The organism is Flavobacterium granuli (assembly GCF_900129705.1).
In the GTDB taxonomy this organism is placed as follows: domain Bacteria; phylum Bacteroidota; class Bacteroidia; order Flavobacteriales; family Flavobacteriaceae; genus Flavobacterium; species Flavobacterium granuli.
The window spans coordinates 179,809-194,374 of sequence record NZ_FQWO01000002.1; the positions used below are offsets into that span (position 1 = coordinate 179,809).

General features: G+C 38.4%; 14 protein-coding genes. 3 read left to right on the forward strand and 11 right to left on the reverse strand.

Translation table 11 applies throughout. The features are described 5' to 3' along the window. Window positions 1-7 precede the first annotated feature (7 nt). From BUB25_RS03750 to BUB25_RS03760, 3 genes are all read left to right on the forward strand, one after another. Complete coding sequence (locus BUB25_RS03750; protein ID WP_072940191.1) at window positions 8-2,314, forward strand: penicillin-binding protein 1A; 2,307 nt, start codon at window positions 8-10, stop codon at window positions 2,312-2,314. Window positions 2,315-2,419: 105 nt separating this feature from the next. Then, window positions 2,420-3,121 (forward strand): CoA transferase subunit A, encoded by a 702-nt coding sequence (locus BUB25_RS03755; RefSeq protein WP_072940194.1) that lies wholly within the window; start codon window positions 2,420-2,422, stop codon window positions 3,119-3,121. 136 nt (window positions 3,122-3,257) lie between these two features. Then, the gene (locus BUB25_RS03760) at window positions 3,258-3,914 is read left to right on the forward strand and encodes a CoA transferase subunit B (protein WP_072940197.1); all 657 of its coding nucleotides are present in this window, start codon (window positions 3,258-3,260) and stop codon (window positions 3,912-3,914) included. A gap of 86 nt (window positions 3,915-4,000) precedes the next feature. Here BUB25_RS03760 and BUB25_RS03765 read toward each other — a convergent pair whose 3' ends face one another. The 11 genes from BUB25_RS03765 to hemE all read right to left on the reverse strand — a co-directional run bounded on the left by BUB25_RS03765 (window position 4,001) and on the right by hemE (window position 14,563). Next, a complete protein-coding gene (locus BUB25_RS03765) occupies window positions 4,001-5,602 on the reverse strand; it encodes a fumarate hydratase (protein WP_072940201.1) in 1,602 nt (533 codons plus the stop codon). 197 nt (window positions 5,603-5,799) lie between these two features. Next, window positions 5,800-7,239, reverse strand: coding sequence for a nucleoside recognition domain-containing protein (locus BUB25_RS03770; RefSeq protein ID WP_072940203.1), 1,440 nt, complete (start codon window positions 7,237-7,239; stop codon window positions 5,800-5,802). A gap of 187 nt (window positions 7,240-7,426) precedes the next feature. Next, the gene (locus BUB25_RS03775; protein ID WP_072940205.1) at window positions 7,427-8,140 is read right to left on the reverse strand and encodes a 3'-5' exonuclease; all 714 of its coding nucleotides are present in this window, start codon (window positions 8,138-8,140) and stop codon (window positions 7,427-7,429) included. A 91-nt stretch (window positions 8,141-8,231) separates the two neighbouring features. Continuing rightward, window positions 8,232-9,518 (reverse strand): NAD-dependent succinate-semialdehyde dehydrogenase, encoded by a 1,287-nt coding sequence (locus tag BUB25_RS03780; protein ID WP_072940207.1) that lies wholly within the window; start codon window positions 9,516-9,518, stop codon window positions 8,232-8,234. A gap of 59 nt (window positions 9,519-9,577) precedes the next feature. Beyond that, complete coding sequence (locus BUB25_RS03785; RefSeq protein ID WP_072940210.1) at window positions 9,578-10,048, reverse strand: methylated-DNA--[protein]-cysteine S-methyltransferase; 471 nt, start codon at window positions 10,046-10,048, stop codon at window positions 9,578-9,580. Between the two features lie 103 nt (window positions 10,049-10,151). Beyond that, window positions 10,152-10,568, reverse strand: a complete 417-nt coding sequence (locus tag BUB25_RS03790) for a c-type cytochrome (RefSeq protein WP_072940213.1) — start codon at window positions 10,566-10,568, stop codon at window positions 10,152-10,154. 91 nt (window positions 10,569-10,659) lie between these two features. After that, window positions 10,660-11,169 (reverse strand): DinB family protein, encoded by a 510-nt coding sequence (locus BUB25_RS03795; RefSeq protein ID WP_072940216.1) that lies wholly within the window; start codon window positions 11,167-11,169, stop codon window positions 10,660-10,662. A gap of 1 nt (window position 11,170) precedes the next feature. After that, window positions 11,171-12,163, reverse strand: a complete 993-nt coding sequence (hemB, locus tag BUB25_RS03800) for a porphobilinogen synthase (protein WP_072940219.1) — start codon at window positions 12,161-12,163, stop codon at window positions 11,171-11,173. Between the two features lie 81 nt (window positions 12,164-12,244). Next, complete coding sequence (gene hemF / locus BUB25_RS03805; RefSeq protein WP_072940222.1) at window positions 12,245-13,147, reverse strand: oxygen-dependent coproporphyrinogen oxidase; 903 nt, start codon at window positions 13,145-13,147, stop codon at window positions 12,245-12,247. Beyond that, a complete protein-coding gene (locus tag BUB25_RS03810) occupies window positions 13,147-13,527 on the reverse strand; it encodes a hypothetical protein (protein WP_072940224.1) in 381 nt (126 codons plus the stop codon). The genes hemF and BUB25_RS03810 overlap by 1 nt, the downstream gene beginning before the upstream one ends. A gap of 10 nt (window positions 13,528-13,537) precedes the next feature. Beyond that, a complete protein-coding gene (gene hemE, locus BUB25_RS03815; protein WP_072940227.1) occupies window positions 13,538-14,563 on the reverse strand; it encodes a uroporphyrinogen decarboxylase in 1,026 nt (341 codons plus the stop codon). Window positions 14,564-14,566: the final 3 nt, after the last annotated feature.

Consider the following 14,566-nt stretch of genomic DNA (forward strand, 5'->3'; position numbering starts at 1 on the left):
ATAATTTATGGCTGCAAAAAACAACAATAAGACTACTAATACTGACAAAGATTATAAGTATTATACGAAAGCATTTTGGAAGTTTTTCCTTTACGGAATGGGAGGAATCCTTCTGTTTTTCTTATTTGCCTCTTGGGGACTCTTCGGTTCCATGCCTTCTTTTGAGGATTTAGAAAATCCGGATTCTAATTTAGCCACGGAAATCATTTCGGCAGATGGGGTGGTTTTGGGTAAATACTTCCAAAAAAACAGATCTCAATTAAAATACTCCGATTTGCCAAAAAACCTGGTAGATGCCTTAGTTGCCACCGAAGATGAACGTTTTTACGAGCACTCCGGTATTGACGGAAGAGGAACTTTGAGAGCAATTGCAAGTTTAGGAACAAGCGGAGGAGCGAGTACTTTGACCCAACAATTAGCCAAGCAATTGTTTCACGGCGAAGGTTCTAAATTCCTGCCTTTTAGAATTGTACAAAAAGTCAAAGAATGGATTATTGCCATTCGTCTGGAAAGACAATATACCAAAAATGAAATCCTGGCCATGTACTGCAATGTATATGATTTTGGAAATTATTCCGTGGGGGTGAGCTCAGCGGCCCAAACCTATTTTTCAAAAGCGCCAAAAGATTTGACCATTGACGAATCGGCTATTCTGGTTGGAATGTTCAAAAACTCAGGACTTTACAATCCGGTAAGAAACCCGCAAGGAGTAAAAAACCGTAGAAATGTGGTACTTGCACAAATGGAAAAAGAGCACATGATCACGAAAGAGCAAAAGGAGAAATTGCAAAGTTTGCCTATTTCGCTAAAATTCAAACTGGAAAGTCACAGAGAAGGAACAGCCACTTATTTTAGAGAATACCTGCGCGATTACATGAAAAAATGGGTAGAGCAAAATAAAAAACCAGACGGATCTGACTATGACATCTATAAAGACGGATTAAAAATTTACACCACCATTGATTCCAGAATGCAATTGCATGCCGAAGAAGCTGTTTCAGCTCACATGGCGAATCTTCAGGAAGAGTTTTTTATTCAGTCAAAAAATAATAAAAATGCACCTTTTGTAAATATCTCAGAGGCTGAAACCCAACGAATTTTAACACAGGCCATGAAATCCTCAAACAGGTGGACTGTTATGAAATCAATGGATAAAAGTGACGAGGAAATCATTGAATCTTTCAAAGTAAAAACAAAAATGACTGTATTTACCTGGAAAGGAGAAAAAGACACGATTATGACTCCATTGGATTCTATTCGTTACTATAAACATTTTTTACAATCCGGTTTGATGGCTATGGAACCACAAACAGGGAATATCAAAGCCTGGGTCGGAGGAATTAATTACAAATATTTTCAATACGACCACGTAGGTCAAGGAGCGAGACAAGTGGGTTCTACTTTCAAACCTTTCGTTTACGCAACAGCTATCGAACAATTGAATATGTCCCCTTGTGACACCATTATTGACGGTCCGTTTATGATTCGCAAAGGGCGTCATCACGTTACTGAAGACTGGGAACCTAAAAATTCTGATAATAAATACCGCGGTATGGTTACTCTGAAACAAGCATTGGCTGGTTCAATCAATACTATATCGGCAAAACTAATAGACAAAACCGGACCTGAAGCAGTGATTACTCTTGCACATAAATTAGGAATAAAAGGGGACATCCCTGCTCAACCATCGATCGCGTTGGGAGCCGTAGACATTACCGTTGAAGATATGGTTGCGGCCTACAGTACTTTTGCCAATCAGGGAGTTTATACTAAACCACAATTTTTAAACCGAATTGAAGATAAAAGTGGCGTTGTCATCTATGAACCCATTCCTGAATCTCACGACGTTTTGAATAAAGACATTGCTTTTGCTGTTATAAAATTACTCGAAGGAGTTACCGAAGGCGGCTCCGGATCTAGGCTTAGAACCCAAGGAGGAGGAAGCGGGGACAATAGATGGACAGGATACCCTTATATGTTTACAAACCCTATTGCAGGAAAAACAGGTACGACACAAAACCAATCTGATGGTTGGTTTATGGGAATGGTTCCCAATTTAGTTACCGGTGTTTGGGTAGGTTGCGAGGATCGTTCCGCCCGTTTTAAAACAATAACTTATGGACAAGGAGCAACCGCAGCCTTACCGATATGGGGTTATTTCATGAAGCTATGTTATGCTGATCCCGAATTAAAAGTATCAAAACAAGAGTTTGAAAGACCTGCAAATCTTTCCATAAAGGTAGATTGTTACCGTGCTCCTGTTGTTAAAGACACCACTGTTATTCAACAAGATACAGAAGAATTTGATTTCTAATTTAAAAACACTCTCGATTCTTGTGCAACTTTCTATTTCATTGTTCACAAGAATCGAATAAAAAGAAACACCAACGAACGCTCTGGACAAAAAGCTCAATAGAATATGATCAACAAAAAAGTAAATAACGTTCAAGATGCCCTTCAAGGAATTGAAAACGGCATGACCATAATGCTAGGTGGATTTGGATTATGTGGAATTCCAGAGAATTCTATAGCCGAACTGGTAAAGAAAGAAACTAAAGATCTAACTTGCATTTCAAACAATGCCGGTGTGGATGACTTTGGTCTTGGTTTATTGTTGCACAAAAGACAAATCAAAAAAATGATTTCATCCTATGTGGGAGAAAACGTCGAATTTGAACGTCAGATGCTTTCCGGAGAATTAGAAGTTGAACTTATTCCGCAAGGAACATTGGCCGAACGTTGTCGTGCCGCCCAAGCGGGAATCCCTGCTTTTTTCACTCCCGCTGGATATGGAACCGAAGTAGCTAACGGGAAAGAAACTCGCGAATTCAATGGGAAAATGCATGTGATGGAGCAGGCTTTCAAAGCTGATTTTGCCATTGTAAAAGCATGGAAAGGGGATACTGCAGGAAATTTAATATTCAAAGGAACTGCTAGAAATTTCAACCCTTGCATGTCCGGCGCAGCCAAAATAACGGTTGCAGAAGTAGAAGAATTAGTAGAAGCCGGAACATTGGATCCAAATCAAATTCATATTCCAGGGATATTTGTACAGCGTATTTTTCAGGGAGAGAAATACGAAAAACGAATTGAACAAAGAACAGTGAGGCAAAAAAAGTAATCAGTATTCAGTTTTGAGTGATCAGCTAATATTGAGTTTTAAAAAAATGCTCTTTATTTAAGCATAAAACTCAGTCAAGGTAAAGCTTAATGAATCTTAATTTCTCAATGGTTAATAAAAATAAAAAGTTAACACTATGTTAGACAAAATAGGGATCGCAAAACGAATTGCCCAAGAATTAAAAGATCGTTATTTCGTTAATTTGGGAATCGGAATTCCAACATTGGTAGCCAACTATATCCCAAAAGGAATTGCAGTCGAATTTCAAAGCGAAAACGGCGTTCTAGGCATGGGTCCATTCCCTTTTGAAGGAGAAGAAGACGCTGACATCATTAACGCCGGAAAACAAACCATCACAACCCTACCCGGAGCCTCTTTTTTTGACTCGGCTTTGAGTTTTGGGATGATTCGCGGGCAACATGTAGACCTAACTATACTGGGCGCAATGGAAGTAGCCGAAAATGGCGATATAGCCAATTGGAAAATTCCAGGAAAAATGGTCAAAGGAATGGGTGGCGCGATGGATTTGGTAGCTTCTGCCGAAAATATTATCGTAGCGATGATGCACGTCAACAAAGCCGGAGAATCTAAAATTCTAAAAAAATGCAGCCTTCCATTAACAGGTGTCGGATGCGTAAAAAAGGTAGTGACTGAACTAGCCGTTTTAGAAATAACTCCAAAGGGATTTAAATTACTCGAACGAGCTCCTGGTGTTTCCGTAGAACATATTATTGCTTCTACTGAGGCCGAATTGATCATAGAAGGCGAAATTCCGGAGATGGTGATTGATTAATACTGCTATCGCAAAAACTAAGAAGACCGCTAAAACTAGCGGTCTTCTTGTATATAAAACTTTGTATTCTTAGCGGTTAAACCAAATTACAAATTCTCAAAGAAATCATTTCCTTTATCATCCGTAATGATAAAAGCCGGAAAATCTTTAATGGTAATTTTACGAACGGCTTCCATACCTAGTTCCTCAAAATCGACCACCTCAACTGATAAGATATTTTCTTTGGCTAAAATCGCCGCAGGCCCTCCGATAGAACCCAAATAGAATCCGCCGTAGGTTTTACAGGCGTTCATCACCTCTTTGGTACGATTCCCTTTGGCAAGCATCACCATACTTCCACCATTTTTTTGGAATTCTTCCACATATACATCCATTCTCCCCGCCGTTGTTGGACCAAAACTTCCCGAAGGCATCCCCTCTGGTGTTTTAGCCGGTCCTGCATAATAGATAGGATGATTCTTAAAATATTCCGGCATAGGTTTACCAGCGTCTAATAATTCTTTGATTTTAGCGTGTGCGATATCTCTTGCTACAATCAAAGTTCCGTTTAGTTTTAAACGGGTTTTGATTGGGTATTGAGACAATTTTTTAAGAATATCAGCCATGGGTTGGTTCAAATCAATTTCTACAGCCGGTTCCAAATGAGGCGGAGTTTCAGGCAACAATCGTTTTGGATTGACTTCCAATTGTTCAACAAAAATACCGTCTTTGGTAATTTTTCCCTTAATATTTCTATCGGCTGAACAGGAAACTCCCAATCCTACAGGACAAGAAGCAGCATGACGCGGCAAACGGATGACACGCACATCATGGGTGAAATATTTCCCTCCAAACTGTGCTCCGATAGCACTTTCCTGACAGATTAATTGCACTCTTTTTTCCCATTCTAGGTCGCGAAAAGCCTGACCAGCCATGTTTCCTGTAGTAGGCAAATTATCAAAATAACCCGCAGATGCTTTTTTAACCGCTGCCAAGTTGGCTTCGGCAGAAGTTCCACCAACAACAAAAGCCAAGTGATACGGCGGACAAGCCGAAGTTCCTAAATCCATTATTTTGGCACGAATGAAGGCATCCATTGACTTTTCATTCAATAACGATTTTGTTTGTTGGTACAAATAGGTTTTATTGGCTGAACCACCCCCTTTTGCCAAAAACAAAAACTCATACGAAGCTCCTTTTTTAGCATAAATATCAATCTGTGCCGGAAGATTTGAACCTGAATTTTTTTCTTCAAACATGCTGATAGGAACAATTTGAGAATATCTTAAATTGCGTTCCTGATAGGTGTTAAAAATCCCTTTGGAAAGCCATTCGGCATCATCGGCACCCGTATACACGTTTTCCCCTTTTTTAGCCATTACAATCGCTGTTCCGGTGTCTTGGCAAGAAGGCAATTCTCCTTCTATTGCTACCGCCGCATTTTGAAGCAAATTATAAGCCACAAAACGGTCGTTATCCGTTGCTTCGGGATCATCCAAAATGGCTCTCAATTTTTCCAAATGCGATGTTCGCAACATGAAAGACACATCTTTCATCGCTTCCTGCGAAAGCAATTCCAAACCTTTGGGATCAATGGTTAAAATTTCTCTGTCGCCCAACTTTTCTACTTTTACAAAATCAGAAGTAATCTTACGATATTGGGTATCGTCTTTTAAAATAGGATAAGGATCCTGGTATATAAAGTCCATTGGTATTTTGTTTTTGGCAAAGATAAAAATTATTTATGCTAGCAACTGTTAATGCTAGTTGTAAAAAATTAGGCTCTTTTAGCTTAATACGCTTGTAATTAAGAATAAAATAATTAAGCCAATAGCGATGTATTTAGTGTATTTTGACATTTTTTATTTGTTTAAGAGATTATTGAATTTATAAATTTTAAATTGAATTAAAAGAACCAGCTGGCTACAAAGATTGCAGTAATTACACAAATCACATCGACCAAAAGCATCGTCCCTAAAGCATAACGGGTATTTTTGATATTTACCGAACCGAAGTAAACCGCAATCACATAAAAAGTACTCTCGGCACTACACTGAAAAATACTACTCAATCTTCCCGTCATAGAATCGGCGCCAAAAGTATTCATCGAATCAATCAAAAATCCTCTTGATCCTGCAGAACTAAACGGACGAAGCAAAGCCACCGGTAAGGCATCCGTAATTTGTTTATTTACTCCCATATTCGAAAAAATAAAAGCAATCCAGTTGCTAATAATTTCAAATAGTCCACTATTTCTAAACAAAGAAATCGCAACTAACATCCCTAAAACATAAGGAAAAATAACGACTCCCGTTTTTACTCCGTTATTTGCTCCCACCACAAACGCATCGAAAACAGTGGTTTTGGCCTCTGCAAATTTTTCTTCTTTAATAAAGGAAAAAATCAAAGTAAAAGCGATTATCCCAACCAATATTAATGCCGAAAGATTAGAAGTAAAGTAGTTTTTCCCTATCAAATCCAAATGATTAACATACATCAACAAACCAATAATGGCAGCAATCAAAACCATTAAACCCACAACCAAAGAGGCACTTTTGAAATTAATTTTTTGTTTGATTCCAACGATAAGAAAAGCAGCAATCGTACCAATAAAAGAAGTGATAATACAAGGCAACATCACATCAGCAGGATTACTGGCGCCAGCAGCAGCACGATACCCAATGATCGAAGTCGCTATCAGGGTCAGTCCCGAAGCGTGCAAACACATAAACATGATTTGCGCATCACTGGCTTTATCTTTTTCGGGATTTATTTCTTGCAAACTTTCCATGGCTTTCAAACCAAATGGCGTCGCAGCAGAATCCAATCCAAGGAAATTAGCGGCAAAATTCAAGGTCATATAGGATATAGACGGATGATTTTTAGGAATACTCGGAAACACTTTTACAAAAACAGGACTTAATAATTTAGCCAGTTTTCCAGAAGCTCCAGAAATAATTAAAAGTTCCATCAATCCGCAGAAAAACGCCAAATAGGCAATAAGCGGAAGAACTAAATCGACTAAAGTATTTTTACAAGTTGGTAATAAGCCATCTGACTTCTGTATGCCACTGTAGATTTTTACCGTTTTGTTTGAATAAACATAAGTCGTATCAGGATTTGAAACATTGTTATTGACCACCATCATATTATCCGGTGCATTGACAATGCTGTCTTTTACAAAAGTAGGAATCTGGTGTAAGTATTTTTCAGATATTAAAATCGGATCGTCTTTTTTACCGTTTAGCACAAAATCAATCGTGTAACTGTTGCCAATAAATAAACTCACCACAATAAAAACAATCGACGAAATGAAGATCACCAACCAAAATCTACTCAATACCATAATCTATAATTTTTGTAAATGTAAATATTTAACCGCAAAGTTTACAAACGGTTTTCGCAAAGCGCACTAAGAAAAATAGTTTTAGAGGATAATATAAACCATCATAAGCTTTATAAAAATTCAATTTAGAATCTTAATGAACCTCAATTTCATAATGGTTTTAAAAAAACTTATTTGTTTTTCACTATCAAACATGAATAATTTCCTCCTCAATCAGCAAATCTTCTCGTCTTAATCGGAGAAAAATTTGCGCCACGGCAATAGTATCTTTCTCGCAATAAGTGACAATGCGGTCAATGTCTTTATCGACATAAAAAACATGACCTACCTGACTACCGTCAATATCACCTTTGGGAGAAGGGATTCCGAGTACTTTACACAATAATTTTAAAGAAGTAAAATGTTTGTAATCACCAAACTTCCATAATTCCAAAGTATCCAAATGCGGAATTTCCCAAGGTTTTTTGCCAAAAAGATTCAGCTTGTCCGGAATGGCGATTTGATTGATAATCATGCGACGGGCCAGAAAAGGAATATCAAATTCTTTGGCATTATGCCCACACAAAATATGTTGGGGACCATTAAAATGATTGTTCAACAGATTATTGAAATCTTTTAAAATCTTAATTTCATCTCCAAAAAAAGAAGTTACCCGAAAGTTTCGAATATCACCCTTGATTGTAAAATAACCTACCGAAATACAGACAATTTTGCCAAACTCGGCCCAAATCCCGGCACGATCATAAAAATCTTCTGGTGTATATTCTTCCTTGCGTTGGTATTGGGTTTTCTGTTCCCAAAGCGCTTGCATTTCTGAATCCAAAGTGTTGAAATCCTCGGTTTCAGGAACGGTTTCTATATCCAGAAAGAGAATGTTATTGAGGTTTATCTTTTCTATCATGCGATGGTTTATTTGGCGTTGAATACGAATTTAAGGAAATATTTAAAGCTCACACTTGATTTAGTTTTATTCGCTACTTGCTTAAGGAATATCATGAGCGTATCACCACTGTTTTACAGTTCACAAACTCTAATATCCCTTCTCTGGAAAGCTCACGTCCATAACCTGATTTTTTGACGCCTCCAAAAGGCAAACGAGGATCGGATTTCACCAAATCATTGATAAAAACAGCACCTTCATTGAAATCACGAACTCGGCTTTTGATTTGTAGAATATTCGAAGTAAAAACAGAAACCCCCAATCCAAAATCAGATTGATTGCTCAAGGCAATGGCTTCATCTATTGTTTCAAATGACACCAAGGCCGCCACTGGACCAAAAGTTTCTTCTTTAAAAACAGGCATTTCGGGAGTCACATCGATCAAAATTGTCGGTTCAAAAAATGCTTCTTTTCTTCTTCCTCCTAATACTACTTGAGCCCCCATGGCCACCGATTGCTGGACTTGTTTTTCCAAATCGACAGCTAGATCCACTCTCGCCAGCGAACCTATTTGCGTCTCTGGATTCATTGGATCGCCTGTGCGAAGTTGACTCACGGCTAATTTGTATTTGTCTACGAAAGTATCGAAAATACGTTCATGCACTAAAAACCGTTTGGCAGCAATACAACTTTGGCCACTGTTCTGCATACGGGCATTTACAGCAACAGCAATCGCTTGCTCTAAATCGGCATCCTCACAAACGATAAAGGCATTGCTTCCTCCTAACTCTAACAGCGTTTTTTTGAGGTATTTTCCCGCCTGCATCGCTACCGCACTACCAGCCTTTTCGCTACCTGTCAATGAAACAGCTCTGATCAACGGATGCGCAATCAATTCGCCAACTTTATTGCTAGAAATAGGTAGATTCTGATAGATTCCTAATGGAAAACCACTCTCCAAAAACAAAGATTCTATGGCTTCGGCAGATTCAGGAACATTGCTGGCGTGTTTTACCATCACGGTGTTTCCGGCCATAATAGCGGGAATCACAAATCGGAATACCTGCCAGTAAGGAAAGTTCCAAGGCATTACACCCAGTAAAACGCCTAAGGGTTCATAGCTTATAAAACTTTCTTCAGCTTCGGTTTGAATGTATTGGTTTTTCAGAAATGATTTGGCATGCTCAGCATAATAGTCGCAAAGCCAACCACATTTATCAATCTCAGCCAGTGATTGCGTAATGGGCTTTCCCATTTCTTTTGTCATCAGGCTGGCATATCGCATTTTATGTTCTTCCAGAAGTGTTTTTAACTTTTGTAACAATAGGCTGCGTTCCTGAAATGAAGTGCTGCTCCAATGCTCGAAAGCGCTTTGGGCTGTGTGTATTTTATTTTGCATAACAATACCATTTAAAAGGTAAAGTTATGGCTTTTTCCGTTCAGACGAAAAGTTCCTGTCTAAAACAAGCTTTGCTGATTAGAAGGGTTTTCATGTTCCAACAACCATTTTTTTCGCCATAATCCTCCGGCATAACCGGTTAAAGATCCATCGGTCCCGATGACTCTGTGGCAGGGAACAACAATCCATAATGGATTTTTTCCATTGGCGGAAGCCACTGCCCGTATGGCCTTGACATCGCCTAGCTTCTTGGACAATTCAAGATAAGACATGGTTTTCCCAAAAGGAATTTCCAACAATTCTTTCCAAACTTTTTGCTGAAATTCAGTTCCTTTGGGATTCAATGCAAAATCAAACCCACTTCTTTTTCCTTCGAAATAATCGTTTAATTGCAAAACGGCTTCTTGCAGAATCATTGGAACGTTTGTAGAAACTTCGCCTTCATCCGAAACTGAAATTACCGAAATGCCATTTTCATCGCCTGTTATTTGGGCAATTCCCAGAGGGGTTTTTATATAGGCTGTTTCCATTTTATAAAAGTAAAAAAATAAACACAAAGCGCTAAGAAAGCACAAAGTCCACAAGAAATGAATACTTGTGAACTTTTAATGCTTTTATAATTTGTATCGAAAACTACTTTGCTTTAGAATAAAAATAAGCTTCTAAACCTTTTAACTCTTCATCAGACATTGCTTTGGTGATTGCAAAATTAGCTTTCATCACTTCAAATTGACTTGGATCAACAATAGGATCGCTTTCGCCTCTCAAGAAGCTCACCATATCGCTGTTTTTATCTTTGTACATTTTGGCAATTTCCTGAACGCTCGGACCAATCGACTTTACATCTACCTGATGACAAGAAGCACAATTCCCTTTTCCATTAAAGAGTTGTTCCCCCAGCTGTTCCGGAGTTTTGGTCTGTGCAGGCATTCCTTCTGAACTCGCTTCCTCTGATTTTTCAGGCGCAGCAGTTTTACCAAAATTTTCTTGTGATTCTTTTTTGCAAGCAATCGCAAGAAGGACGAATAAAATTAAAATCGCTTTTTTCATATTTAGATATTATTAAATTTTGAAAATCTGTAATGCGCCATAAACAATAATCTTTACTAATCATCGCGATTATTTCATGGCTTCTTGTTTTCTACCAACCCACATAAGCGGGAGGCTTGATTTGATTGAGATTGAGATATACTATAAGCTGTCCTCTATGATGCGTTACATGATCTTGCAACAAATTCAAAATCTGGAGTTTTGTTTTTTCTCCGGCAAAAAAGACGACTTTTTTACCTAAATCAGTTTCTTTATTGTTTTCGACCCTTATTTTTGCTTCGTCAAAAGAACGTCCTATCTCTTCCACTATTTGTTGTTTCGTTACAATTGCCGTTCTATCCTTTTTTTTATAGTCGCCATTTGAAAAATGAGTTGTACTCAACCAATCCATATTATCCAAAATATGCATTAATTGTTCTTTGAACGTCATCTCCCTATCGGTCGGCTTAAAATCAAATTTATCTTCTGGCATTGACTCGGTCATTTTAACCAGGTAAACTTTAGAATTGTCCCATTTCTCTACAAATGCATTGACAACCTCCTTTTGAGCCGAAACTAAATTCGTAAAAAGGAACGCCAATAAAAACACTATTTTTTTCATTTTATTTTTTTAAAAGTATAGCCGCTTCTTTGGCAAAATAAGTCGAAATCAAACTGGCACCTGCGCGTTTGATACACATCAATTGCTCCATCATAATTTGGTCATGATCCAGCCAGCCTCTTTCGGCAGCGGCTTTAATCATCGCATATTCGCCCGAAACATGAAAAACCGTTACAGGAACATTTACCGCATTTTTGACCTCGCGAACAATATCCAAATACGCAATTCCGGGTTTTACCATCACCATATCGGCGCCTTCTTCTACATCTGACAAAGCTTCTTTGATGGCTTCGATGCGATTAGCATAATCCATTTGGTAAGTTTTTTTGTCTTTTGGAATATCCTGATTATCAACAGGAGCCGAATCTAAAGCATCTCGAAATGGGCCATAAAAAGCCGAAGCATATTTAGCCGAATAACTCATAATCCCTACATTTTCGAAACCTGCAGCGTCCAGACCTTCGCGCAAACGCAATACGCGTCCGTCCATCATATCGGATGGCGCGACAAAATTGGCACCAGCTTCAGCATGGGAAACTGCCATTTTCACCAATGCATCATTCGTAGCATCATTGGCCACATCACCCTTTTCTATAATTCCATCGTGACCATAAATAGAATACGGATCCAGAGCCACATCCGGCATTACAATCATCCCCGGACAGGCCGCTTTTATCGCACGGATGGCTTGTTGCATCAATCCGTCTTTGTTCCAAGCTTCTTTTCCTGTATTGTCTTTTAGATTTTCGCTAACTTTTACATAAATATTCACCGCACGAATGCCTAAATCGAATAACTCCTGAACTTCTTTTACCGTCAAATCAATCGAACGACGGAAGATTCCGGGCATCGAAGGAATTTCCACTTTTATGTTTTCTCCCTCCGCAATAAACATCGGAAACATGAAATCAGACGGACTTAAACTTGTTTCGCGAACTAAACTTCTAATAGATTCGTTTGTTCTTAATCTTCTACCTCTGTGTAATGGAAACATATATTTTTAGTTTAAAGTTTCAGGTTTAAAAGTTTAAAGTTAAACCCTTTTTAAAATTTAAAATTCATAATTTAAAATAAATCAAATCCAATCTATTGGATTTTCCAATACCTGAATTAATTTCTCTTCCGCACTTCCCGTTTCCGGATGATGGTCGTACGCCCATTGCACATTTGGAGGCAAACTCATCAGAATACTCTCAATTCTTCCATTAGTTTTAAGACCAAATAAAGTGCCTTTGTCGTGAACCAAGTTGAACTCTACATAACGACCACGACGAATTTCCTGCCAGGTTCTTTGCTTGGCTGTATAAGGAAGACCTTTTCTTTTTTCGACAATCGGGACATAAGCTTGCAAGAAACTATTGCCGACTTCCGTTACAAAGTCAAACCAATTTTCCATTTTCATGCTTTCGGTTTCTTTGCAATAATCAAAAAACAATCCGCCAATTCCTCTTGCTTCGTTGCGGTGTGTATTCCAGAAATACGCATCACATTGTTTTTTATATTTGGGATAAAACTCCGGATTGTGTTTGTCGCAAGCGGTTTTGCAAGTCTGATGAAAATGAATTGCATCTTCATCAAACAAATAATAGGGCGTTAAATCCTGTCCGCCGCCAAACCATTGCTGGATCACATTTCCGTTATCATCATACATTTCAAAATAACGCCAATTGGCATGAACCGTTGGTACCATTGGATTCTTTGGATGTAAAACCAAACTCAGACCGCAGGCAAAAAAATCAGCTTCGCCTACATTGAACAGTTTTTGCATGCTGTCCGGTAATTTTCCATGAACCGCCGAAATATTGACACCGCCTTTTTCGAAAACTTTGCCGTTTTCAATTACACGGGTTCTCCCGCCGCCACCTTCCGGGCGATCCCAAAGGTCTTCACGGAATTTGGCTGAGCCATCAACTGCTTCCAATCCTGCGCAGATTTGGTCTTGAAGGTTTTGTATGTATTTATAAAATTTATCTTTCATTACAATTTTGCTTTTGCAGCAACTATTTTATTGAATATTTCAAATGAAAATGTCTTGCTTTCTGATTGAATATGCTCGTAAATGGCAATTGCTTTTTCGGACAAATCAAACGGATTTTCTTTCGAAAAAACAATCAAAAAATCGGCAAACTGCTCTTTTTGGATCCAATCCAAATCATACTGATCTAAAAACACCATTAAATCTTTCTCCTCAATTTGAATCAGAATTTCAGTCGTTAATCCAAAATCCGTCAATTGGTTATCAATGAGATTCGTATCTTCAACATTCCAAAATTTAGGAACAAAAACAAAAGAAAGCAAGGTCTTGAGTATATTGTCAATTCTTACTTTCTTTTCGTCTCTTAGGCCTTTATTTAGCATTTTTAACTAATTACTGATTGTATTCTTTCACCGCATCAATAAATGCTTTGGCGTGATCGACAGGAATATTAGGTAAAATTCCATGACCTAAATTCACAATGTATTTATCTTTGCCAAATTCATCAATCATTTCGTGTACCATTTTCTTAATCACCGGAATTGGAGACAACAAACGAGACGGATCAAAATTTCCTTGCAAAGTGATGTTTCCGCCAGACAAATATCTCGCATTTCTTGGAGAACAAGTCCAGTCTACTCCTAATGCCGAAGCCCTGCTTTTTCCCATTTCGCCAAGGGCAAACCAACATCCTTTTCCGAAAACAATCACCGGAGCATCATCGGCCAAAGCCTCCACGATCTGGTTGATGTATTTCCAAGAGAACTCCTGATAGTCTGCTGGAGACAACATTCCGCCCCAAGAATCAAAAATCTGAACGGCATTCACTCCCGATTTTACTTTTTCTTTCAAGTATAAAATGGTGGTATCGGTAATTTTTTGCAATAAAACATGAGCGGCTTCCGGATATTGAAAACAAAATCCTTTGGCCATATCAAAACTCTTCGATCCTTTTCCTTCAACGGCATAGCACATAATGGTCCAAGGTGAACCTGCAAAACCAATTAATGGCACCTCATCGTTCAACATTTCTTTGGTCAATTTGATGGCATCCATCACATAGCCTAAAGTTTCCTGAATATCCGGAACGATAACTTTCTCCACATCCTGAATCGTACGAATAGGATTTGGCACAAAAGGACCAAAATTTTCCTTCATCAACACTTCTATTCCCATCGCTTGTGGAATTACCAAGATATCCGAGAATAAAATCGCGGCATCCGGAGCAATTCTGCGAATAGGCTGTACGGTGATTTCGGCAGCCAATTCCGGAGTTTGACAACGGGTGAAAAAATCATATTTATCACGCAATGCAATGAATTCCGGCAAATATCTTCCCGCTTGACGCATCATCCAAACTGGCGGACGTTGTACAGTTTCTCCTTTTAGTGCTCTTAAAAATAGGTCGTTTTTTATCATTTT